General features: G+C 59.6%; 24 protein-coding genes. 7 read left to right on the plus strand and 17 right to left on the minus strand.

Annotated features, from left to right (window positions below; genetic code table 11):
* Positions 1 to 233: DUF1214 domain-containing protein (locus ACQY7U_RS15530; protein ID WP_428646030.1), on the plus strand; the 233-nt coding region annotated here is incomplete at its 5' end.
* A gap of 140 nt (positions 234 to 373) precedes the next feature.
* On the opposite strand, the gene ACQY7U_RS15535 is transcribed toward ACQY7U_RS15530, so the two are convergent.
* Complete coding sequence (locus tag ACQY7U_RS15535; protein WP_428646033.1) at positions 374 to 1,273, minus strand: AraC family transcriptional regulator; 900 nt, start codon at positions 1,271 to 1,273, stop codon at positions 374 to 376.
* 216 nt (positions 1,274 to 1,489) lie between these two features.
* Here ACQY7U_RS15535 and ACQY7U_RS15540 point away from each other — a divergent pair, with 216 nt between their 5' ends.
* The 4 genes from ACQY7U_RS15540 (at position 1,490) to ACQY7U_RS15555 (ending at position 3,842) form a co-directional block, all read left to right on the plus strand.
* Positions 1,490 to 2,389: an NAD-dependent epimerase/dehydratase family protein gene (locus tag ACQY7U_RS15540; RefSeq protein ID WP_428646036.1), complete on the plus strand. Its 900-nt coding sequence runs from the start codon at positions 1,490 to 1,492 to the stop codon at positions 2,387 to 2,389.
* Between the two features lie 78 nt (positions 2,390 to 2,467).
* Positions 2,468 to 2,830 carry a hypothetical protein gene (locus ACQY7U_RS15545; protein ID WP_428646038.1) on the plus strand — a complete coding sequence of 121 codons (363 nt, stop codon included), beginning with the start codon at positions 2,468 to 2,470 and terminating at the stop codon, positions 2,828 to 2,830.
* Positions 2,831 to 2,907: 77 nt separating this feature from the next.
* Positions 2,908 to 3,366, plus strand: a complete 459-nt coding sequence (locus tag ACQY7U_RS15550) for a MaoC family dehydratase (RefSeq protein WP_428646040.1) — start codon at positions 2,908 to 2,910, stop codon at positions 3,364 to 3,366.
* Positions 3,363 to 3,842: a MaoC family dehydratase gene (locus ACQY7U_RS15555; RefSeq protein WP_428646042.1), complete on the plus strand. Its 480-nt coding sequence runs from the start codon at positions 3,363 to 3,365 to the stop codon at positions 3,840 to 3,842. Before ACQY7U_RS15550 ends, ACQY7U_RS15555 begins: the two co-directional genes overlap by 4 nt.
* Before the next feature lie 143 nt (positions 3,843 to 3,985).
* Here the strand turns inward: ACQY7U_RS15555 and ACQY7U_RS15560 are convergent, their stop codons facing one another.
* The 16 genes from ACQY7U_RS15560 to ACQY7U_RS15635 form a co-directional block, all read right to left on the minus strand.
* Positions 3,986 to 5,008, minus strand: a complete 1,023-nt coding sequence (locus ACQY7U_RS15560; RefSeq protein ID WP_428646045.1) for a methyltransferase — start codon at positions 5,006 to 5,008, stop codon at positions 3,986 to 3,988.
* A gap of 174 nt (positions 5,009 to 5,182) precedes the next feature.
* Entirely contained in the window at positions 5,183 to 5,662 is a 480-nt protein-coding gene (locus tag ACQY7U_RS15565) for a GNAT family N-acetyltransferase (RefSeq protein WP_428646048.1), read from the minus strand.
* Positions 5,663 to 5,671: 9 nt separating this feature from the next.
* On the minus strand, positions 5,672 to 6,334 hold the full coding sequence (gene bluB / locus ACQY7U_RS15570; protein WP_428646050.1) for a 5,6-dimethylbenzimidazole synthase: 663 nt from the start codon (positions 6,332 to 6,334) through the stop codon (positions 5,672 to 5,674).
* Between the two features lie 6 nt (positions 6,335 to 6,340).
* Positions 6,341 to 6,889: an adenine phosphoribosyltransferase gene (locus tag ACQY7U_RS15575; protein ID WP_428646053.1), complete on the minus strand. Its 549-nt coding sequence runs from the start codon at positions 6,887 to 6,889 to the stop codon at positions 6,341 to 6,343.
* 95 nt (positions 6,890 to 6,984) lie between these two features.
* On the minus strand, positions 6,985 to 7,866 hold the full coding sequence (locus ACQY7U_RS15580) for an S-methyl-5'-thioadenosine phosphorylase (RefSeq protein ID WP_428646056.1): 882 nt from the start codon (positions 7,864 to 7,866) through the stop codon (positions 6,985 to 6,987).
* Between the two features lie 71 nt (positions 7,867 to 7,937).
* A complete protein-coding gene (locus ACQY7U_RS15585) occupies positions 7,938 to 8,351 on the minus strand; it encodes a GlcG/HbpS family heme-binding protein (protein ID WP_428646059.1) in 414 nt (137 codons plus the stop codon).
* Between the two features lie 148 nt (positions 8,352 to 8,499).
* On the minus strand, positions 8,500 to 9,384 hold the full coding sequence (locus ACQY7U_RS15590) for a cytochrome c1 (RefSeq protein WP_428646061.1): 885 nt from the start codon (positions 9,382 to 9,384) through the stop codon (positions 8,500 to 8,502).
* A 29-nt stretch (positions 9,385 to 9,413) separates the two neighbouring features.
* Positions 9,414 to 10,679 carry a cytochrome b gene (locus ACQY7U_RS15595; protein WP_428646064.1) on the minus strand — a complete coding sequence of 422 codons (1,266 nt, stop codon included), beginning with the start codon at positions 10,677 to 10,679 and terminating at the stop codon, positions 9,414 to 9,416.
* A 25-nt stretch (positions 10,680 to 10,704) separates the two neighbouring features.
* A complete protein-coding gene (gene petA, locus ACQY7U_RS15600) occupies positions 10,705 to 11,268 on the minus strand; it encodes a ubiquinol-cytochrome c reductase iron-sulfur subunit (protein WP_428646067.1) in 564 nt (187 codons plus the stop codon).
* A gap of 302 nt (positions 11,269 to 11,570) precedes the next feature.
* Positions 11,571 to 13,409: an ABC transporter ATP-binding protein gene (locus ACQY7U_RS15605; RefSeq protein WP_428646070.1), complete on the minus strand. Its 1,839-nt coding sequence runs from the start codon at positions 13,407 to 13,409 to the stop codon at positions 11,571 to 11,573.
* A gap of 2 nt (positions 13,410 to 13,411) precedes the next feature.
* Positions 13,412 to 13,840 (minus strand): hypothetical protein, encoded by a 429-nt coding sequence (locus tag ACQY7U_RS15610; RefSeq protein WP_428646073.1) that lies wholly within the window; start codon positions 13,838 to 13,840, stop codon positions 13,412 to 13,414.
* A 434-nt stretch (positions 13,841 to 14,274) separates the two neighbouring features.
* Positions 14,275 to 14,694, minus strand: coding sequence for a nuclear transport factor 2 family protein (locus tag ACQY7U_RS15615; RefSeq protein ID WP_428646075.1), 420 nt, complete (start codon positions 14,692 to 14,694; stop codon positions 14,275 to 14,277).
* A gap of 49 nt (positions 14,695 to 14,743) precedes the next feature.
* Positions 14,744 to 16,621 carry a putative bifunctional diguanylate cyclase/phosphodiesterase gene (locus ACQY7U_RS15620; RefSeq protein WP_428646077.1) on the minus strand — a complete coding sequence of 626 codons (1,878 nt, stop codon included), beginning with the start codon at positions 16,619 to 16,621 and terminating at the stop codon, positions 14,744 to 14,746.
* Between the two features lie 126 nt (positions 16,622 to 16,747).
* Positions 16,748 to 18,067: a methyl-accepting chemotaxis protein gene (locus ACQY7U_RS15625; protein ID WP_428646080.1), complete on the minus strand. Its 1,320-nt coding sequence runs from the start codon at positions 18,065 to 18,067 to the stop codon at positions 16,748 to 16,750.
* Between the two features lie 128 nt (positions 18,068 to 18,195).
* Complete coding sequence (locus ACQY7U_RS15630; RefSeq protein WP_428646089.1) at positions 18,196 to 19,983, minus strand: ABC transporter ATP-binding protein; 1,788 nt, start codon at positions 19,981 to 19,983, stop codon at positions 18,196 to 18,198.
* A 284-nt stretch (positions 19,984 to 20,267) separates the two neighbouring features.
* Entirely contained in the window at positions 20,268 to 20,951 is a 684-nt protein-coding gene (locus tag ACQY7U_RS15635) for a substrate-binding periplasmic protein (RefSeq protein ID WP_428646083.1), read from the minus strand.
* A 365-nt stretch (positions 20,952 to 21,316) separates the two neighbouring features.
* On the opposite strand from ACQY7U_RS15635, the gene ACQY7U_RS15640 reads away from it, so the two are divergent.
* The gene (locus tag ACQY7U_RS15640; protein WP_428646092.1) at positions 21,317 to 21,787 is read left to right on the plus strand and encodes a tRNA (cytidine(34)-2'-O)-methyltransferase; all 471 of its coding nucleotides are present in this window, start codon (positions 21,317 to 21,319) and stop codon (positions 21,785 to 21,787) included.
* Between the two features lie 49 nt (positions 21,788 to 21,836).
* A partial coding sequence (gene hemF, locus ACQY7U_RS15645; RefSeq protein ID WP_428646086.1) for an oxygen-dependent coproporphyrinogen-III oxidase occupies positions 21,837 to 22,569 on the plus strand: 733 nt, incomplete at its 3' end.

Raw genomic sequence — 22,569 nt, forward strand, 5'->3', positions numbered from 1 at the left:
ACACGACGCTCTTCCGATCTAGTCAGAGTTACCCGACGCCGGCAGCGGTTATGGCCGACGATGGTTCGACAACAGTCTACTTTGCACCTGAAAAACCCGAGGGGATCGAAGCGGGCAACTGGATCCAGACCGATCCCCAAAAGGGCTGGTTTACGCTTCTGCGGCTGTACAGCCCGCTGCCGACGTTTTTCGACAAGAGTTGGCGTTTGAGCGAAATCGAACCCGTGAACTGACCGAAAAACGGCTGGAGATGATGCGCGGAACGGCAAGTTGCCAGCGCATCATCTCTGGCCGGTTCATTTTGATCGCCGCAGCCAGCCGTTTTCGTCACCATCGATCGACAGAACAGAGGAGGCGGGTTCGGTTTTTACGTTCACGCAGCCGGCTTCAGCGGCAGGCAAATATCGGTCAGAAGGTCGGCAGGCGCCGTGTCTCTCGGATTGTTGAGATAGATCTCCATGCAGGGCGCGTCGGCCGGTTCCCGGCCGGACCGCGCCAGCCAATCGCCGTAAAGCCAGTCATAGGCCCGCTTCATATCCGCATAGGGCCCCTTGTAGCGCAGCACGGCATAGTCTCCGCCCCTGGTCTCGAGTGCCTCGAGCGGCGCATCGACCGGGAAATCCTCCCCGACGACCACGCCTGCGACCGATTGCAGCTCATCCTCGGGAACCTGGGTCGGATCTGAAAAATAGAGCGCCTTCGCCGGTCCGGCCCTGCCGATGAGCTGACGGCTCACCAGCAGGCCGAGCAGGGTCTCGAAGGCCTTGCCGATTTCCATGTAAGGGCCCTTGTGCCGCAGAACGGCGAGCTTTTCGGACGGCAGCGATTTGATCTCAACGTCATGCATCAGCAATTTTCCTTGTGAGAGGGGAACGGGTGCGCCGCCATGGGCGGGCTGGAGCCGGTTCTTCAGGGACGCCGCGCGATAGGAGGAAGGTGTCTGGCCATAAGACGTCTTGAAACTGCGGCTGAAGGCCTCCTGGCTGCCGTAACCGGCGCGCCTGGCAATCGCCGCCAGCGTCATGTCCGTATAGGCAAGGTCGGCAGCCGCCCGATGAAGACGCAGGCGCTTCACCGTCGCCACGACGGATTCGCCATAAGTGGACTGCCAGACACGATGCCAGTGCCAGGGCGACAGGGCCGCGACCTCCGCCAATGTCGTCAGATCTGGATCCTCGTCCAGATGCGCATAGATATATTCGATGACCCGCGTGAAGCGGCGGACATATCCATTGTCTTTCGGCGAGACCGATTGTTTTTCATGATGCGACATGGGCAGTTCCTGAATGAAGGGACGAAACTCGGATCGGCGCCCCGCAAAGTGATCTATCATTTGGCGATCTGATAAATCTTGCTGACTTGAGCTGCTCTTTCAGCTCTTCCGACTTCCCGCCAAAGCATCTATTCCAAAACGGATAAGATTGCGCACTGGCTTCTGCCGGCGGAAACGGCATGATGTACGCTCCTCATCTTGGAAAGGCACAGGCACATGAGCACACCGAAACGCATTCTCTTCACCGGCGGTTCCGGCAAGGCCGGCAAGCATGTTGTGCCCTATCTGCTGGATCGCGGTCACCGGGTCGTCAATGTGGACCTGACCCCTCTGGACCATCCCGGCGTCGACAATCTGACGGCGGACATCACCCAGTCCGGCGAGATGTTCAATGTCATGACCAGCTACGCCAATTTCGACGAACTGGAGCCGGGCACCGGCGTGCCAAAGTTCGACGCGGTCGTACACTTTGCCGCTGTGCCGCGCATTCTCATCCATCCGGACAACAAGACATTCGCGGTGAATGCGGTCGGCACCTACAATGTCATCGAAGCGGCGGTGAAGCTCGGCATCCGCAAGATCGTCATTGCCTCCTCGGAAACCACCTACGGTGTCTGTTTTGCCGATGGCGTGGCCGACCCGAAAGTGCTGCCGGTGGAAGAAGACTACGACGTCGATCCGATGGACAGCTATGGTCTCTCCAAGGTCGTCAACGAACAGACCGCCCGCGCCTTCCAGCGCCGCTCCGGCTTCGACATCTATGCGCTTCGAATCGGCAATGTCATCGAGCCGCATGAATATGACCGCTTTCCGGATTTCTTCGAAAATCCGGCACAGCGCCGGCGCAATATCTTCTGTTATATCGATGCCCGCGATCTCGGCCAGATCGTCGACCTGTGCCTTGAAAAGGACGGCCTCGGCTATCAGATCTTCAACGCGGGCAACGACACCAACTCCGTCGATATTCCGAATGCCGAAATCCTGAAACGCTTCTTCCCGGATGTTCCGGTGAGCCGGGAGCTCGGCGAGCACGAGGCCCTGTTTTCCAACCGCAAGATCAGGGAAGTCCTGGGCTTTCGGGAAGAGCATGACTGGCGCAAATACGTGAAGGCCTGAATGGCATTTACTTCGCAAGCCGTGGAGATTAGCTTCTGGGCGCGTTCAATTCTGCCATTGCTGTCCGGAGACAACAGTATGAAATTCTTGAAATCCGCCGTGATCGGTGTTGCCCTGCTGGTGTCCGCGACAGCCGCGATAGCGCAAGGAACCGGATCGGAAGGATATTTCCAGATTCACAACAACACGGAAGGCAATGTCGTTGTCGGTTTCTACACCAACGACGGCAACGGCTGGAGCGACAACTGGCTATCCGAAGCGCTTGCTCCGGGTGAAACCGCCACCGCGAATTTCCTTGCCGACACCGGGAATTGCGCCCAGACGCTCCAGGTCGGCTGGCTTGGCGACGACGACAGCGAGGTTCTCGACGATCCGATCGACATCGACATCTGCGAAGCCAGCAACGTCTATCTCGACGACAACGATATCTACTTCGACTGATCGGGCCTCATGCCCGCCCTTCGCTCTGCAACGCGGCACGCCGCGTTTCCTCCCCTTGAAATCACCTACCGGGTTCCATGTCCGACCTGATTTATTTTGAAGACTTTGCGCCGGGGCAATCCTTTGACCTCGGCTCCGTAACCGTCAGCAAGGAAGAGGTCATCGAATTCGCCTCCGAGTTCGACCCTCAGCCTTTTCATCTTGACGAGGAAGCCGGCAAGGCCTCGATCCTGGGCGGGCTGGCAGCCTCCGGCTGGCACACCGGTTCGCTCACCATGCGGCTGCTGGCCGAAGGGCTGCTGAACAAATCCTCGGGGCGAGGCTCCCCGGGCATCACCAGGCTGCAATGGAAACGCCCGGTCTGTCCGGGCGACACGCTTTCCGCCAGGGCGGAAGTACTTGAAACAAAGGACCTGCGCTCCAAACCGGATCTCGGCATCGTCACCGTGCGCGTCACCGCCGCCAACCAGTCCGGCACGGAGGTCGTGCTCTGGGAAAGCCCCATTCTTTTCGCCAAACGGGAGGCCGGAGCATGACAGCCTTTTTCGACGATGTTCAGATCGGCGACGAACTGGCACTCGGCCGCCATGTTTTCACGCGCGAAGACATCATTCGCTTTGCGGAAAAATACGACCCGCAGCCCTTTCACCTCAGCGAGGAAGGCGCCGCCCGGACCCATTTCGGCCGGCTGTGCGCCTCAGGCTGGCACACGGCAGCCATCTTCATGAAGCTGTGGGTGGAAACCTACGAAGCGCAGAAGAGGGAAGTCCTGGCAGCCGGCATCACGCCGGCCAAATATGGCCCCTCACCCGGTTTCGAAGACCTCAAGTGGCTGAAGCCCGTCTATGCGGGCGATGAGCTGACTTACAGCCAGGTCGTGACCGGCAAGACCGAAAGCCGGAGCCGGCCGCAATGGGGGCTCATCCACTTCCAGCTTGAGGCCGTCAATCAGGCAGGCGAGCTCGCCTTTTCCTTCAAGGGAAACGTGTTTCTCGAACGGCGCAGGACGTAACAGGCCACGTCCTCCCGGCGAACAGGCAGGGGCAAGCAGAACTAACTGTTACTGAGCCTACGCCGTTCGCACTCGCCTCCCCTCAACGAGGGAAGACGTGTTCATCCGAAACCAAAGCGTCCCGGCTCCTGCTTCGGGATGCGTCATGCGGGCTTGCGGCCGTGTACCAGCATTGTCATGCCCGGTATCATCTCTCCTGTGACGATCTCTTGAAAACCTGCCGCTTCCATCAGTCCCGCCACATAGGAACTGGTGATGGACCGAGCCTCGGGATTGAAGGCAGTGTGCTGGAGTTGCCAGAGTGCCGCCAACTTGGGCCCCTCCCGGTTTTCGTCCACCATGAAGTCGTGCACCATGAAGCGGCCACCGGGCCCAAGCACCTCGAAAGCCTTTCGCACGAGTGCCGGGATCGATGTTCCCGGCACTCCTGAGAAGAGATACGACATCAGAACCGCATCGGCGCTTTCGGGCCACGGATCGTTCAGGGCGTTGCCGGGACGGTAGCTGATCCGGTCGGCCAACCCTTCCTCGGCTATGAATTCCTCGCCTACCTTCGCGACATTCGGAAAATCGAGAATGGTGGAGGTCAGTTCTGGATAGGCCTTGCAGAGCGAAATAGAAAAGGCACCGGTCCCGCCACCGACATCGAGCAAATTCCGGGCTGCGGACAAATCCACCAGCTTTGCCAGTCCGCGCCCCGGTCCAAGCGAGCCCGCATGCTGGGACCTTGAATAGAGCCGCGCTTCTTCCGGGTCTGAGAACCAGTCCTCGTAGGATGCGATCTGGTCCTCTTTCAGATTGTCCGTCAGAGCATCGTTGAGCTGGGTCATGAAGGGATACATCTGCTTGTCTATCTGATAGCGCAGATAGTCGCCGAACTCATATTTCCGTCCCTTCACCAGAAACGCTTCAGCTGCGGGCGAATTGGTGAAACCGGCTCCTTCGCGGCGTACGAGACCAAGGCTCGCAAGCGCTGTCAGAAGCGTTGTTGCGCGGTCAACGTCGAGAGCAGTTTTTTCCGCCACTTCTTGCGGCGTAAGAATACTTTCCGAAAGAACAGAGAATAACTTTAAATGAAGCGCAGAAAAGAGCGCCTTCGACCCCATAAAACCAAAAGCAATTTCCGAAATTTCCTCAGCCGACTCCAGTAATTTGGCTGTGGTCATATATCTTCCTCCTCAAATTTTCAGCACGCATAACGTGCGAAAATTTTGCAATTCGAGTCATGAACTTGGAAGATTTGAATTATAACTATTGTGCATCGCAATGCAAATCATGACGCGTCCGTCTTCCCGATACCAGGCACAGCGCAGTCACGGAAAAGATGCCCTGGCAGGGGCTTACAAAGTGCGGGCGAAAAGCACTTCGTCGTGGATCTCTATACCGTAGTCTCCCCGCAGCGGGATCTCGGGTCGCTTTTCCCGTTCGGCGTCGATCACACCCTGCACAACCCGCTCCAGCCGGAACCTTCGGCGTTGATAGAATCGGAATGCGTCGAGATTGTCGTTGGACGTGCGCACCACGATCCGATTGATCCCGCTGGCGCGCGCTTCCTCGATCACCGCATCCAGCAGAAGCGTTCCCGTGCCGCCCCAGCGACTGAGGGAATCCAGCGTCAGGATTTCCCATTCGTTGTCCCGCTTGATCAGGGTGACCAGGCCGACGAGATCGCTGCCGTCATAGGCCGTATATCCGGGCAGGCTGGTGGCATCGATGATTTCGCCGTCCAGCAGCATTTCCGGGCTGGCCCATCTTTCGGTCAGCAACTGAAAGACGGCTTCCTTGTCGTCCTCGGTGATCCGGTGAATGACTACGCTCATGGTTTGCCCTCATCGGTGAAACAAGCGGGATGACAGGGGAGTGCGGGCCTGCCACCGCACCCGTTCAAGCTCCGGATCGACATGTTCTTCCTCCGGATAGCCGACGCAAAGATAAGCCACGAGCCGCCAGCTCTCGTCAACCTGCAGCGTGCGTGCAACCTGCTGCGGGTCAAGAATCGACACCCATCCAACCCCGACACCTTCCGCCCGCGCCGCCAGCCAGAAGGTGTGGATCATGCTGACCGTTGAATAGGCCAGCGTCTCCGGCATGGTCATCCGGCCGAGCCCGGCTCCCTGTTCGGGGTCCTCGTCGCTGAATATCGCCAGGTGAACCGGTGCTTCCTTCAGTCCGGCCAGCTTGAGCTGCCGGTAAAGAGAAGCCTTTTCGCTCTGGTATTGCCTTGCCGCCGCCTCGTTTTCCGCCTCGAAGGAGGCGATGATCCGGTCCCGGCACGCCTTGCTGTCGACGACCACGATCCGCCAGGGCTGGCTGTTGCCGACCGAGGGCGCGAGATCGGCCAGTTGCAGCAGATGATCCAGTGTGCCTTCCGGCAGAGGATCTGTCCTGAACCGGCGCACATCCCTTCGCCACCTCAGCAGGGTTTCGAATCTCTGCTGGAATTCTAGTGAAAATTCCGGTTTTTCGACCGCTTCGCCGGCTTCCCCCACCATCGCGCGCTAGTGTCCCGGGAACTCGACCAGTGTCCGCACGGGAACATTCATCGCTTCCAGTTTCTTGCGCCCGCCGAGATCCGGCAGATCCACGATGAAGCAGGCTGCCTCGATATTGGCACCCATGGAGCGCAGCAGCTTGCAGGCGGCCTCGGCCGTTCCGCCCGTTGCGATCAGGTCGTCCACCAGAATCACGCGGTCGCCCGCCTGGATAGCGTCCTTGTGCATTTCCATTTCATCAAGGCCGTATTCCAGAGAATAGGCGATGCGCACGGTTTCATGCGGCAGCTTGCCCTTCTTGCGGATCGGAACGAAACCTGCGGAAAGCTGATGTGCTACGGCGCCACCCAAGATGAAGCCGCGTGCTTCGATGCCGGCGATCTGGTCGACCTTGGAACCCGCCCAGGGCTGAACGAGGGCATCCACCGCGCGGCGGAAGGCCCGTGCATTTCCCAAAAGCGTCGTGATGTCGCGAAACAGGATACCTTCTTTCGGGTAGTCCTTGATCGTGCGGATCGCAGAGACCAGTTCATCCTGGATCGACTGTGCGGTCATCGAGCTGTCTTTCTGTTGCTGAAGGTTCCATCCCGACCGACGCTTATAGCAAGTTTGATCCGCCGGTCGAAGCGTTTTCGCATTGGCTCAAGGGCTTAGGCAGGACTGTTCAGTATGCGGCCGGCCACAGCATCCAGCTTGGCAACCAAAGCCGGGTCGCGCTTCTCGGGCGCCGTCATCATGGCAAATTCGAGAGCGGTATCGGAACCGGCCGGGCAGGAGCGGTGTTCGCGCGGCAGGTCACGGGCGACCCGCGCGACCAGGCGCTGCGCATTTTCCGCATTGTCGTGCAGGACCTTGATGATCGCCTGAATGTCGACCTCGCCGTGGTCCGGATGCCAGCTGTCGTAATCGGTGACCATGGCAACGGTTGCGTAGCAGATCTCCGCTTCCCGGGCGAGCTTGGCTTCCGGCATGTTGGTCATGCCGATCACATCGCATCCCCAGCTGCGGTAGAGTTCGCTTTCGGCCAGAGAGGAGAACTGCGGGCCTTCCATCGCCAGATAGGTGCCGCCCTTGTTGCAGGCCAGCCCCTCCGCTTCGGCAGCAGCGGCAACCGCATCGACCAGCTTGGGGCTGACCGGGGTCGCCATGGAGACATGCGCGACGCAGCCGGTACCGAAGAAGCTCTTTTCCCGGGCAATGGTACGGTCGATGAACTGGTCCACGAGCACGAAGGTTCCAGGTGCATGCTCTTCCTTCAGCGAACCGCAGGCGGAGACGGACAGGAGATCGGTAACACCGCAGCGTTTCATGACATCGATGTTGGCGCGGTAGTTGATGGTGGTGGGCGAATAGACATGACCGCGTCCGTGACGCGGCATGAACACGACCTTGAGGCCGTCAATGGTGCCGATGCGAACCTGGTCGGACGGTGTGCCCCAAGGGCTCTCCACGGTGATCCACTCGGAGTTTTCCAGACCTGGAAGGTCGTAAATTCCCGAACCGCCGATGATGCCCAAGACTGCGTCTGCCATGTCCGCTCCTGATCTGTCTTTCGTAGAAGGTACCTGCCGCAGGGATCGATTTTGGCGGCAATCCGAAAGGGTTATTTCAACTGTTCGCCGATGGCGTCAAGTCCGGCCCTGGCACATTTGGCATCGATTTCACCACTGGAAGCGCCGGCAACACCGATGCCGCCAAGAAGCGCTCCGGATTTGGCGACGATAGGCAGTCCGCCGCCGAGCGTCACCGCACCCGGCACCGTCGTTGCAGCAGACGCCAGCGCTTCCCCGGCCTGCCCGTTCAATTCCGATGTCGGCAACCTGAAGCCGGCAGCTGTCCAGGCCTTGCGCCGGGCGGTTTCGGCAACGTGTGCGCCCCCCATGTTGCCACGGAGCGTCACCTGCTCCAGGCCGAAGCGATCAACAACGGAGGCGCCCACCTGATAGCCCGCCTCGGCACAGACCTCGACGGCCCTGAGCGCAGCCCGCATGGCAAGGTGAACATCCAGAACGTCCACCGAATGGGTCGCGGTAGCTTGCGAAAACGCAGATGTTGGAAGAATTAACAATGCAAGGCCTGTCAAAATACGCTTCATTCCACCACCTCTCAAAGAAAAAGCCGCCGGAGAACCGGCGGCTTTCATCATGCACTGTGTTGGCGCTTAATCAATGCTCGACGTTGCGCCACAGTTTCTGTTTGGTGAAGTACAGCAGTCCGGCAAAGACGATCAGGAAGATCATGACGCGGAAACCGATCTTCTTGCGCTCTTCCAGGTGCGGCTCGGCAGCCCACATCATGAAAGCGGCAACGTCCCGGGCGTACTGGTCGACCGTCATCGGCGTTCCGTCGGTGTATTCAACCAGTTCGTCGGAAAGCGGTGCAGCCATGCCGATCGGACCACCGGTGAGGTGCTCCTGAGCACATTCTTCAGCCGACACCGACCCGCCGAGGAAGGCCGGGTTGAAGTTGCCGGAGAAATCCTCACCGAGGCAAGCCGGGTTTTCTTCCGGGTAGCTCGTCAGCAGTGCGTAGATATAGTCGGCACCCTGCTCCTGGTACTGGGTGAAAGCGTCGAAGACAAATGCGGGAAATCCGCGATGTCCTGCGCGTGCCTTCGCCAGCAGGGAGAAGTCCGGCGGATAGGCACCGCCGTTGGAGGCGCGGGCAGCCTGCTCGTTCGGGAACGGAGACGGGAACTTGTCCGCCAGAATGCCCGGACGATCGTACATGTCGCCATCTTCGTTCGGTCCGTCGACAACCGTGTATTCGGATGCGATCTGCTTTGCCTGCTCTTCGGTGAACCCAGGTCCGCCGTCTTCCGCAAGGTTGCGGAAGGACACCAGACGCAGGCCGTGGCAGGAAGCACAGACTTCCTGGTAGACCTTGAAGCCGCGCTGCAGCTGGCCGCGGTCGTACTGACCGAACGGCCCGCCGAAGGACCATTGCTGGCGCTCGATATGAGGCGCATTGCCTGCAGCGAAGGCCGGGGTTGCGATGGCGACAGCCGCCACCGCTGCGAAGGAACGAACCAATTTGATCATGGTGCTCATTGTCTCGAATAACTCCTGATCGGTTCGCGTTACTTCGTGTCCGGTGCGGCAGTCGCACCAGCCGGATTTCCGGAACCGCCCTTCAACACTGCTTCGGAAATGGAAGCCGGGAGAGGCCGCGGTTTTTCCAGGAAGCCGAGCAGCGGCAGGATGATCAGGAAGTGAGCGAAGTAGTAAGCCGTGCAGATACGGGCGAGCAGAACGTAGGTGCCTTCCGCCGGCATCGCACCGAGGTAACCGAGGGCTACGCACACCAGGGCGAAGATCCAGAAGAACTGCTTGAACAGCGGACGGTAGGTGCCGGAGCGGACCTTGGACGTGTCAAGCCAGGGCAGCACAAACAGGATCGCGATGGAACCGAACATGGCCACGACGCCGCCGAGCTTGTCCGGGATCGCACGCAGGATCGCGTAGAACGGCAGGAAGTACCATTCCGGAACGATGTGCGCCGGGGTCACGAGCGGATTGGCTTCGATGTAGTTGTCCGGGTGTCCCATGTAGTTCGGCACATAGAAGGCGAACCATGCGAACAGGATCATGAACACGACAATCGCGTAGAGATCCTTGACCGTGTAGTACGGATGGAACGGAACCGTGTCCTGCTTGGTCTTGGGCTGGACACCGGACGGGTTGTTGTTGCCCGTGGTGTGGAAGGCCCACACGTGCAGCAGAACCACGCCGAAGATCATGAACGGCAGCAGGTAGTGCAGCGAGAAGAAGCGGTTCAGGGTCGGATTGTCGACGGCGAAACCACCCCACAGCCAGGTGCGGATTTCCTCACCGACCAGCGGGATTGCCGAGAACAGGTTGGTGATGACCGTTGCGCCCCAGAAGGACATCTGGCCCCAAGGCAGCACGTAGCCCATGAAGGCGGTGCCCATCATGATCAGGAAGATGATCACGCCGAGGATCCAGGAAATCTCGCGCGGTGCCTTGTAGGACCCGTAGTACATTCCACGGAACATGTGGATGTAGACGGCGATGAAGAACATCGACGCGCCGTTGGAGTGCAGGTAACGCAGCATCCAGCCGAAGTTCACGTCGCGCATGATGTGCTCGACGCTGTCAAAGGCAGAACCCGTGCTCGGCGTGTAGTGCATCACCAGAACGATACCGGTGAGGATCTGCGCGATCAGCACGAAGAACAGAATGCCGCCGAAGGTCCACCAGTAGTTGAGGTTCTTCGGGGTCGGGAAATCGACGAAGGAACCGCGAACTAGCGAAATCACCGGCAGGCGGCTTTCCAGCCACTTCGCCGCAGCGCTCTGCGGTACGTAGTTTGAATGTCCAGCCATGGCTGTCTCCTAAAAAATCTTGCCGTTAGCCGATCTTGATCGTCGAGTCGCTGACGAACTCGAGCGGCGGAATCAGCAAATTCTCGGGAGCCGGGCCTTTGCGGATACGGCCGGCAGTGTCGTAGTGAGAGCCGTGGCACGGGCAGAACCAGCCGCCGAAGTCACCGGCATCGCCAAGCGGCACACAGCCCAGGTGGGTACAGATACCAACCTGAACGAGCCAGTTTTCCTTGCCTTCGACGCCGCGGTTCGGGTCGGTGGCCTCAGCGTCGGCCGGCAGGTTGGCGTTTCGAGCCATCGGATCCGGAAGGTCTTCAAGCGGTACGGATTTGGCTTCTTCCACTTCCGTTTCGGTCCGGTTGCGGATGAAGACCGGCTTTCCGCGCCATTTGACGGTAATTGACTGCCCCTCTTCAACGGCAGACACATCAACTTCAATGGATGCCAGCGCCAATGCAGAGGCGTCCGGGTTCATCTGATCGATGAACGGCCATGCCAACGCGCCGGCGCCCACAACGCCCATTGCACCGGTCGCGATGTAGAGAAAGTCACGGCGGTTCGGTTCGTCCGTGTCCGTGTTGTGTGCCAAGGTCGCGTCCTCTTTTATGTTCAACCTGTACCGAAAGCCCGCATCACGTCCGAACTCCTTCTGCCCCAGAAGGAAGACGAAACCATGCCGGGCTCTTCGGAGACCGGAACACCAGAAATTGGGCTCCAGTCAAGCGGCTTGTCTTTTTGCACCCTTCGAAACGCTTGTCCAGTTCAACAAACGCCTCAAAACAACTATGTCGCAGTCAAAAGACCCACCGCGCCGCTTTTCTGCCCTTTTTTTGCGAAAGAGCGCAAGACCGGAATTCAAATGAATCCCGGTCTTGCATCGTAAAAGCGCATTTATGCCGCCTGAACCGGGGCCAGAAAGCCCCCGGACTGGTGCTGCCAGAGCTGCGCATAAAGCCCGTTTCTGTCCAGCAGCTCCTGATGGGAGCCTTCCTCGATGATTCGTCCCTTGTCCATGACGATCAGCCGGTCCATCGCCGCGATGGTGGACAGCCTGTGGGCGATCGCAACCACGGTCTTGCCCTTCATCAGGTCGAACAGGCTTTCCTGGATGGCAAGTTCCACTTCGGAATCGAGCGCGGAGGTCGCCTCGTCCAGGGCCAGGATCGGCGCATCCTTCAAGAGCACCCGTGCGATGGCGATCCGCTGGCGCTGACCGCCGGACAGCTTGACACCGCGCTCGCCCACATGGGCGTCCAGTCCCTTGCGGCCCTCCTGATCGACAAGACCTTCGACGAAGGGCATGGCATGCGCCTTTTCCAATGCCGCCCTGACCTCCTCACGGGTTGCTTCCGGCTTGCCGTAGGCAACGTTTTCGAAGATCGACCGGTGCAGCAGCGAGGTGTCCTGCGTAACGACGCCGACATGGGCGCGGATGTCGTCCTGGCGCACGGCGGAGACATCCTGACCGTCGATCAGGATCCGGCCGCCTTCCAGGTCGTAGAACCGCAGCAGCAGATTGACGAGGGTCGACTTGCCCGCACCCGACCGTCCGATCAGGCCGATCTTCTCTCCCGGCCGCATCGTCAGGCTCAGATCGTCGATCACACCAGCCTTCTTGCCATAGTGGAACCGGATGTTCTCGAAACGGATTTCGCCTCGGGTCACATTCAGCTCCCTGGCTTTCGGAATGTCGACGACCTCCCTCTCCCGCGAGATGGTGGTGATGCCGTCCTGAACGGTGCCGATGTTCTCGAAGAGGCCCGCCAGTTCCCAGAGAATCCAATGGGACATGCCCTGAAGACGCAAGACGAAGGCAACCGCAATGGTGACCTCGCCGATGGTGACCGTTCCGCTCTGCCACAGCAGGATCGACAGGCCGCCGATAGACGTCAGGAGCACCATGTTGATGAACACCAGGACAATGTTGAGCCCCGTGACCAGACGCATCTGCTGGAAAACGGTTTTCAGGAAACCCGTCATCGAGCGCCTGGCATAGTCCTCCTCCCGTTCGGCGTGGGAGAACAGCTTCACCGTGGCGATGTTGGTGTAGGCGTCGACAACGTGACCGGTCATGACGGAGCGGGCGTTTGCCTGATCCTTCGAGACGTCCCGCAGCTTCGGAATGAAGAAGCGGATCGTCAGGAGATAGGCGCTGACCCAGACCAGAAACGGCAGGCTTAGCCAGATATTGGCTTCCGCCACGACGATAACCGCCGCGGTGAAATAGACCGCCACGTAGACCATGATGTCGGCGATGCGCGAGACGACCTCGCGCACCCCCAGGGCCGTCTGCATCAGCTTGGTCGCGATCCGCCCGGCAAAGTCGTTCTGATAGAACGAAATGCTTTGCCTGAGCAGGTAGCGGTGCACCCGCCAGCGAATGGACATGGGGTAGTTGCCCATCAGCCCCTGGTGGAAGAACAATTGCCAGACGACTTCCAGAAGCGGCCGCAGAACCAGCAGAATACCCAGCATGAACAGGAGCGTCGGCCAGTTCTCCGTCAGGAAGGTGGCCGGATCCGATTTTTCCAGCCAGGTGACGAGATCGCCCAGGAACGTGAAGATATAGACTTCCGTCAGGGCGACCAGTGTGCCGAAGAGCGACACTGCCGCCAGAATCGGCCACACGGGTTTGGTGTAGTACCAACAAAAGGCCCAGAAGCCCTTCGGCGGCACGTCGAGTTCGGTTGTTTCGAACGGATCAATGAATTTTTCAAACCGGTCAAACATGATCACCTCTCATGCCCGCTCAACCGTAGCACGGTCAGATGCGGGAGCGCATCGCCGCTGGCTGCCGGCCGGGAACGCGGGCGAATAATTCGTCCGGGGGCATGACGGAGCACGCGGACGATGAAGCTTGTGAAGGCCAGGGCCAGAATGAAGGTTCCCCAGAACAGCGCGCCGAGCTGGTCGACGAACCCGGATACGGAGATCTGCTGTCCGGCGATTTCCAGGGCTTCAATCCGGCACAGATTGAAAGCGAGCACCGGAAGGAAAAACACGACGGCGATCGCAAACGTGGCACCGAGAAACAGCCCCGAGGCCACCACAAACTGGCGAAACCTGTGAAATCCACCAACCACTGGTTGGGTTGGCAGAGGCACTTCGAAATCCGGAAGGTCTGCCCGCGCAGACAGGTCCGGCAAATAATGAACTGACATCGGAAAATCTCCGAAAGGGATAGAGAGTCTGGTGACGGCAGACACGCAGGAAATGCGTGCAGCTCCTGGGAACGGCTTTAGCCGGTCACCGCAAAGTCCTGGATTTTGAAGAGGAGCTGTGGCCCCCTAGCGGAGGCGGACAGTGATCCCTGGGCAACCCACAAGGGCGGTGAACGCGTGGATCATGCAATGATCTGTCATGAATGCCCTCCTGGTTGCGCGGCCGGGCGGCCACTGGGGTAAAGGAAGTCAACCATCAGAAGTTGACTGGTTGCGTTGGTAACCGCTTTTGCCGGGCTTGAAAAGCGCTAATGCGTCAAATTGCTGCACGAATGCATCGACTGTTGCCATTGCGCCACAGGCACTGTCGCAGCACTCCGGAAGCTGCCGATGGGTCAGGAACACGAGAAAGCACAGAGCCCGCTTATGGCGACTCACATCCAGTCTTCGGGGACTGGATTTTGCGGCCCTGCCTGGTCCCAGGCATGGGCAGCGATCGCCCAACTCCCTTCTGACTTCACCAATAGGTAGCCGCTGATGTCGTGGCTGGTCTCACTGCCGTTCTCCAGCAGTTCCGACATTGCCAGCACGACAGCGACATTGCCGAAACGCAGGATCTTCATCTTCCGCGTATGTTCCTCGAAGGACTGCAGATTGGCGCGGGCGACCGTTTCCATGCGTTCGATAAAACCTTCCAGCGTACGGGGCTGGATCGGGCGGGCAGTTCCGAACAGCTGCGCTTCGGGAAGGTAATCCTGACGAAACCGATTCCAGTCGGGGGGCTCGCCAGGAGCCCAGCGCATCGCCTCGAAATGCTCTTCAATCAGCTGGCGGATTTCATCTTCGTCCTGCATGCGTTTCTCCCGTCCCGAATGCATGGCGGTTGGCCGACAAGACCGGTATCTACACCTCGCCGCGCCTCAACAGCCGTGTGTTCTTGCTGAAATCCTGCAGGTGGATTTCAGCTTCCCGCGGTGACAGCGGTGCGGAGACCGCCTCTCCCTGAATGATGGTGCACCCCAGTGCTTCCAGCATGTCGATCTGCTCAGGTGTCTTCACTCCGGCGGCTGATACCACCAGCCCCAGGTTCTTGGTCAGGCGGATAATCGCCTGGACGAGTCGGTGCTGCTTGGAACCAGGGGCGAGCCCTTTGACCAGGCCCGGACTGAGTTTCAACCTGTCGGCATTCAGATGAATGAGCTGTCCGGCGCCGCCATGTCCACTACCGAACATGTCGAGCGCAATCTGGCAGCCGAAGTCTGTCAGCCCCCCCAATGATGAAACCAGTCCATCGGGCTCGTCTAACCGGACGATGCTTTCATCGAGTTCTATCACGATGTCCCTGCAGTCGAACTGGTGGTCGTCGCACAACTGGGTGAACCATGTCAGGAATCCGGGTTCCTTGATGCTTGCGGCGGTCAGGTTGACGGAGAGAAACAGGGGAAGGTCCGAGGTATCCCGCAGGTATTTCACCTCGGCAAGTCCACGACTCAGCGCAAAGCGCTCGATCTGGGCAAAGCGCTTGAGATCTTCCTGCGAGGACAGCAAGCCGACCGGATCGACGAGCCCTTCGGTGGGGTGCAGCCAATAGGCGGAGGCTTCGTATCCGACAATCCGCTCCCGCACCAGGTCGAATTGCGGTTCCAGAAGCAGGGTCAACCCGCCGTTCTCCAGGTCCTTATCCAGCTGTGCCATGGTCATGCGCCGATGCCTGTGGGCAGCGCCGAGCGCATCCGTGTACCAGGCAATCTGGCGGCGGCCCGATTTCTTGGCTGCATAAAGCGCAAGATCGGCCCGGTTGATGAGTTCGGAAACACCGGTCTTGCTGCCGTCCGCCAGCACCAGACCGACACTGCCGGCCACGCTCAGCGTCTGATGGTCCACCTTGACCGGCCTGGAAAGGCCTTCCAGAATTTCCTTGCCCAGGGTTTCCATCTGCTGGGGTCCGGCCGGGTCGGAAACCACGGCAATGAACTCGTCTCCGCCAATGCGCGCTACAAGCCCCTTGCCCCGGAGCACAGTTTTCAAGACCTCCGCGGCATGACACAGGACGGTATCTCCGGCGCTGTGGCCATGACTGTCGTTGATATCCTTGAAGTGGTCGAGATCGCAGTGAATGATCCCGATAAGACCCGGTTCGTCCTGACGGGTGGACGCCCTTTCGTGCAGAAAGGAATTCAGCTTGTTCCGGTTTGCGACACCGGTGAGATCGTCGCGCTCGGCCTGAAGCTTCAGCTTGTTGCGGGCCTCCTCCAGTTCCCGCATGTGCTCGACCTGGCTGGTCACATCGCGGCAAATGAGAATGATTTTGGTGTCTTCGAGCGTATCACCTTCGACCACGGCATAAGTGAGCTGGTTCCAGAAGTATTCGCCGTTCTTGCGCTTGTTCAGGATCAGTTCGTCAAAGCCGGACTGGAATTTCGACAGGTCGAACCGGAAGCTCTTGATTTCATTTTCGGAAAGCTGGTTCTCCGGCGTCAGGATGAACTCCTGCGGCCGGCGGCCCCGGATTTCGTCCGCGGAGTATCCGGTAATACGGGAATAGGCAGGATTGGACCATTCGATGCGCCCGTAGATATCCTGCAGCATCAGGCCTTCATGGGCATGTTCGACGACCAGTTTGAGGATGGCGGCATCATTGCCGAATTTGGAAACAGCCGCTTTGCCAGTCGTCGCGACGCTGCGCCGGCCCACAAAGAACCCCGCGCCAAGAAGAGCCACCACAGCCCCCAGGAGGAAAACCAGATGCTGAACGGACCCATCACCCAAGATTTCCGCCATAACCAGACTTCGTATTAGAACATTGATTTATTTGATTTTACACGCCCAACTCTAAAATAATCACTAAACACAATTCTAATTGAATCAATATTGATATTTTTATCAATATTTACTTGAAGTCCACCATCACGCAGCCCGGACGCTCTGGAGGAACTGTCGCACCTGCGACTGAAGACTGTCAGAAAGTTCGCCCAGTTCGGACGAAGCCCGATGCATCTCGCCGGTTGCCGTGCGGCTGGTCTCCATGACATCGCTCAGTGTGGCGACATTGCTGGAAACCAGTTCCGAACTGGAACTTGCCGTCTGCGCGTTGCTGCTGATTTCCCGCGTGGCGCCGGACTGTTCTTCCACCGCCTCTCGGATCTTCCCGGAGATCTCGCTGACCCGCCCGATGGTCTCCACGATGGAGCGGATCGCGGTTTCGGACAGTTCCGCAACTTCCTGCACGGAGGCGACCTGGGCGGAAATGTCATCCGTTGCCTTGGTGGTCTGTTCCGCCAGGGCCTTGACTTCGTTGGCTACGACCGCAAAGCCCCGGCCGGCCTCGCCTGCGCGGGCCGCCTCGATGGTCGCGTTCAGGGCAAGAAGGTTGGTCTGGCTGGCAATCTGGCTGATCAGTTCGACAATCTCGCCAATGGCCCGGCCGGTTTCGGAGAGACGGCCGACGATCTCGTCTGTCTTGCGGGCTTCCTCGACCGCGGTGCTGGCAATTTCCGTCGCCTGATCCACATCCGTGCGGACGCGCATCAGCGAGCCGGACAGCCGTTCCGCGGAATCGGACACGATCACCACCGAGCTGTTGGCCTCCGACGTCGCCATGTGCACTTCCTGCACGGCCTGAAGGGAGGACTGAACCGCTTCGCTCAGTTGCATGGAGTTGCTTTCAACGCTGCCGGCGGCCTTGGTCAGGGACGAGACAACACCGATGACGGAACGTTCGAAGTCGTCGGCGACATCCTGCATGAGCGCCTTGCGCTCCTCGCTGAGCGCTTCCTGGTGTGCCAGTTCCTGGCGGGCCTGCTCCTGAGCCCTATCCGCGAGGTTCGCGCGGAAAGCGGTCACGGACCGCGCGATCGCACCGATCTCGTCGTTGCGCTCGTTCCCGTGGATCTCGACATCGAGATCGCCTGCCGACAGCTTGTCGAGGCACAGTTGCAGGCGGTTGAGCGGCCGGGCGATGCCCAGCGCCAGCAGAATTGCAAAGCCGAGGAAGGCGAGACCGACCGGCGAAACAACGAGGCCGATGGTGATCATCTGATCCAGAATGAGGCCGTCGACGCGGCCCGCGACGTCACCCGACAGAAACTGTTGCGCCTCGGCTGCCGTTCCGATTTCCTGCATGAGTGCCTGACGGAACGTGTAGAAAGCGAATGCGGTCCCGGCCATCATGATGACGGCGGCGGTGAGAACCATGGCGACAAAACGGCCCTTGATCGAAAGCGTCACGCTAAAACCCCGAAAAATTATCCCAGGCCCAAAGGGCGGTTGCCAAACCGATCCGCTATCAGGCCGGGCAGAATCTACTCCGGCGTGTGTAAATTTTCGGTAACACCAAGAGCTTCCGGGACCGGCCTTCAGACAGTTTCCGTTTCAGGCTTCAGGAAACCGCCGGACTGACGGTGCCAGAGCTGCGCATAAAGTCCGTTCTCCTGCCGCAACAGGCCATTATGCGTGCCTTCCTGCACAATCCGCCCCTTGTCCATCACGATCAGACGGTCCATCGCGGCAATGGTGGAGAGCCGGTGCGCAATCGCGATAACGGTTTTGCCGGCCATCAGCCGCTGCAGGTTCTCCTGGATGGCCGCCTCCACTTCCGAATCGAGTGCCGAGGTCGCTTCATCCAGCACCAGGATCGGCGCGTCCTTCAGCAGAACCCGCGCGATGGCAATGCGCTGACGCTGCCCGCCGGACAGTTTCACTCCCCGCTCTCCGACAAAGGCGTCGAAACCCTTGCGTCCACGCTTGTCCTCCAGCTTCTGAATGAAATCGTAGGCATGGGCCTTGCGGGCGGCCTCGATCAGCTCATCCTCGCTCGCCGCGGGCCGCCCGTAGAGAATATTTTCGCGGATGGACCTGTGCAGCAGGGACGGATCCTGCGTCACCATGCCGATCGACCGCCGCAGCGTTTCCTGGCTGACTTCCCTCACGTCCTGTCCGTCGATCAGGATCTGACCGCTTTCAACATCGAAAAACCGCAGCAGCAGGCTCGTCAAAGTGGTCTTTCCGGCACCGGACCGGCCGACAAGACCGACCCGCTCTCCAGGTGCGATCTCCAGATTGAGGTGTTCGATCACGCCACCGCTTTTGCCATAGTGAAAGCGAATGTTGTGAAACGTCACCTTTCCCTGGGAAACCGCCAGCTCCCTTGCCTCCGGTTTGTCCTGCAGCAAGATCGGCTTGACGACGGTCTCCATGCTGTCCTGCAACGAGCCGAAGTGCCGGAACAGGCCGTTGAGCTGGTTGAAGAGCCTGTTCAGCAGAATGTTCAGCCGCAGGATCAGGCTGAGCGCAAAGGCAACATGGCCGGAGCTGATGCCTCCGTCCTGCCAGACCTTCAGGGCCAGCGCCGCAATGGCGACGATCATCAGCCCGTTGATCACCGACATGACCATCCGGATGGACGTCAACAGGCGCGTGAAGACCTGCAGCTTGCCGATGAAATGCTCAAAGGACTGTCTGGCGCCGCGGCTTTCCTCCTTCGCGGAACCGAAGAGCTTCACCGACTGGATGTTGGTGTAGGTGTCGACCAGGCGGCCCGTGACACCGGAATAGGCGTTTGCCACGTCCTTGCCTGCCTGACGGACCCGCGGCACGAACTTCCAGGCGGCAATCAGGAAACAGGTCAGCCAAACCCCGACCAGAACACCAAGACGGATATCCAGATCGGCGATCAATACCAGCGTGGTGAAGGCGTAGACCAGAATGAACCAGACGACCTGGAGCAGGTTGACCATGAAGTCACCGGCCGACATGCCCGATTGCATCACCTTTTGCGACAGCCGGCCGGCCAGATCGTCCTGAAAATAGCTCAGGCTTTGTTTCATGACCCGCTGGTGGCACTGCCAGCGGACCAGGTTGAAAAAGCCGGGAACGATCGTCTGCTCCTCCAGAAGCGCCATGAGACTGTTGACGGCAGCCCGGATCACGAGGATGACGAAGGCCATCTTGAACAGCGTCCAGGCATGATCGCTGAAAAACGTCTCCCGGCTGCCGGCGTCCAGAAGGTCGACCAGTTCGCCAAGAAAATTGAAGATCGCGACCTCGACAAGGGCCGCGGCTCCCCCGGCAAGAAGCATGGCGGCGAACGGCCAGCGAACCTGGCTGATGAAGTAGGCCAGAAAGGCGCGGCCGCCACGCGGCATGTCCTTCGGCGGGGACGCCCGGAAAGGGTCGATCCATTTCTCGAACGTACTGAACAACGGGGACAAGGGAGTTCTCCTCGGGAGGCGGGAGCGAATCTGGTCTATCCTACGCAGCAGCCACGAAGTTGGCCCAGTGAATAATGAATTGTTTTCGTGCCGTCCGCGCAACGGCCGTTGGCCGGCGGAGGCCGGCTGTCCTGCCTGATCGCCGTCGCGGCCGGAATTGGCGCTTTCACCAGCCGGTCTTGAACCGGCCCGCGAAAACCCGGTACATCTCGCCAGCCCTATTTCAACAAGACACCGGTCAGGATCCGGTCGATCGTCCCATCCTGCCTCATCTCCAGGAAAACACGGTTCAGTCTCGCAATGAACCTGTCGGAAGTTTCGGACCTCCACTGATCCGAATATCCCACATAGACCGGTTCCGAAGCGATCTGCTTCACGGGAATGATGTTGTCATACGCATGCTGCCGCAGGATCGGGTCCACGACAATCTTCTCCTGCACGTAACAGTCGGTCCGGCCAAAATGAAGCACCCGGAGGCTCAGTTCCGTGTTGTCTTCTTCGGACAGAAAAATCCTGCCATCTTTCACCAGGTTGAAAAACGCCGGACCGGGCGTTTCAAACCCCCGGTTATTGCCGAAAGTCAGCCCGGCATAATCCTCGGGATAGGACCAGTCCCGCCCGGCCACACCCTCGCGGCAGAAAACGAAGACGTTCTCCTGCATCATCGCCACCGAGTATCGCCGAACCCAGGGCCGCTCCTCCGGCCTGCGATAAGCTCCGACAATACCGTTTACCTGTCCGCTGCGGACAAGATAGAGAGCCCGGGACCATGGCACGGCTTTCAAGTCGATTTCAAAGTCGGTCAAACGCCGGTCGGCCTCGTGGATGATGTCCGCATAAACGCCGGCGGCCCCCTCCTCCGTCGCCATCATGTAGGGAGGATACTCCGCGTCCTGCACCATGGTGACCGTCTCCGCGGCCGTCCGCACCGGCTGCACGCAGGCAACCGAGACAAGCGCGGTATAAATTGCAAAGCAGCAGAACCGCCCAATTCCGGTTCGCGGATCTGGCAATTTTTCCTCCCGGGCAGGTTCGGTGAAACGGGATGGAGAATTTGAATATTACCATAAATCCCTGCCCCTCAAACCGTTCGCCGCCGCAGCCCTTGCCGTCTCCCTTTCCTCCGGCAACGCAATCGCCCGCATCAGCATTGCGTCGGCACGATAGATTTCGATGTCATCGGTCTTGCTGTTTGAAAAACAGCATGAAATCAGAAGCCCTGGCTGCTATGCAGCCGGATCGCAATGCAAACGGCCTCAAGCAGACCATGCCAGACATCGCCCTCTACCAGCCGGACATTCCCCAGAACACCGGTACGATCCTGCGTCTTGCCGCCTGCTTGCGGGTGAACGTGCACCTGATCGAACCGGCAGGTTTTCCGATCTCCGACAGCGCCTTGAAGCGGGCGGGAATGGATTATCTGGAACGGGCGGCCATGACACGCCATACGTCCTTCCGGGATTTCGATGCCTGGCGGACCTCGGGGAACCGGCGGCTGGTCCTCCTGACGACAAAGGCCGCGCTGCCTTACACGGATTTTTCATTCCGTCCTGGCGACATCCTGATGACGGGACGGGAAAGCAGCGGTGTGCCGGAAACCATTCACGCGCTGGCCGATGCCAGGGTGACCATTCCGATGGCGGAAGGCATGCGCTCGCTCAATGTGGCGGTGTCGGCCGGAATGGTGCTTGGCGAAGCCTTGCGGCAAACCGGCACATTTCCTAAAAGCCGGAGTTAATTTCAAATTCCGCTTTCTGCGGACAGATCAACCAGTCAGGGCCAAATTCATGAGCGCACCATCTCCGGAAAACCGCGGCGGCCCGATCCCGGACGGGATCGAGGACAAGAAAGTCACTGCTCCGGCCTGGTTCCAGGATCTCAGGGACCGGATCTGCAAGGCGTTCGAAGACCTGGAAGACGAGATCGGAACGCTTGGCGGACCGCTTGCAGACCTTCCGGCAGGCCGGTTCGAACGCACCCCCTGGGAGCGGACCGACAGCACGGGCGCCAAGGGTGGCGGCGGTGTCATGTCGATGATGCATGGACGTGTCTTCGAAAAGGTCGGTGTGCATATTTCGACCGTTTACGGCGAGTTCTCGCCCGAGTTTCGCGGACAGATTCCCGGCGCCAGCGAAGATCCCCGCTTCTGGGCATCAGGTATCAGCCTGATCGCTCATCCGCAGAACCCGCATGTTCCGGCCGTCCACATGAACACGCGCATGGTCGTGACCACCCGCCAGTGGTTCGGCGGCGGCGCCGACCTGACGCCGGTGCTCGACGCGCGGCGGACGCAGGACGACCCCGACACCGAGACCTTCCACGAGGCGATGCGTGCGGCCTGCGAGGCGCACGACGTTGCCGACTATGATGCCTACAAGGCCTGGTGCGACGACTATTTTTTCCTGAAGCACCGCAACGAGGCCCGCGGCATCGGCGGGATCTTCTACGACTATCTCAACAGCGGCGACTGGAACGCGGATTTTGCCTTTACCAGGGATGTTGGCCTGGCCTTCCTGGAGG

It is taken from the genome of Roseibium sp. (genome assembly GCF_050301095.1).
Taxonomy (GTDB): domain Bacteria; phylum Pseudomonadota; class Alphaproteobacteria; order Rhizobiales; family Stappiaceae; genus Roseibium.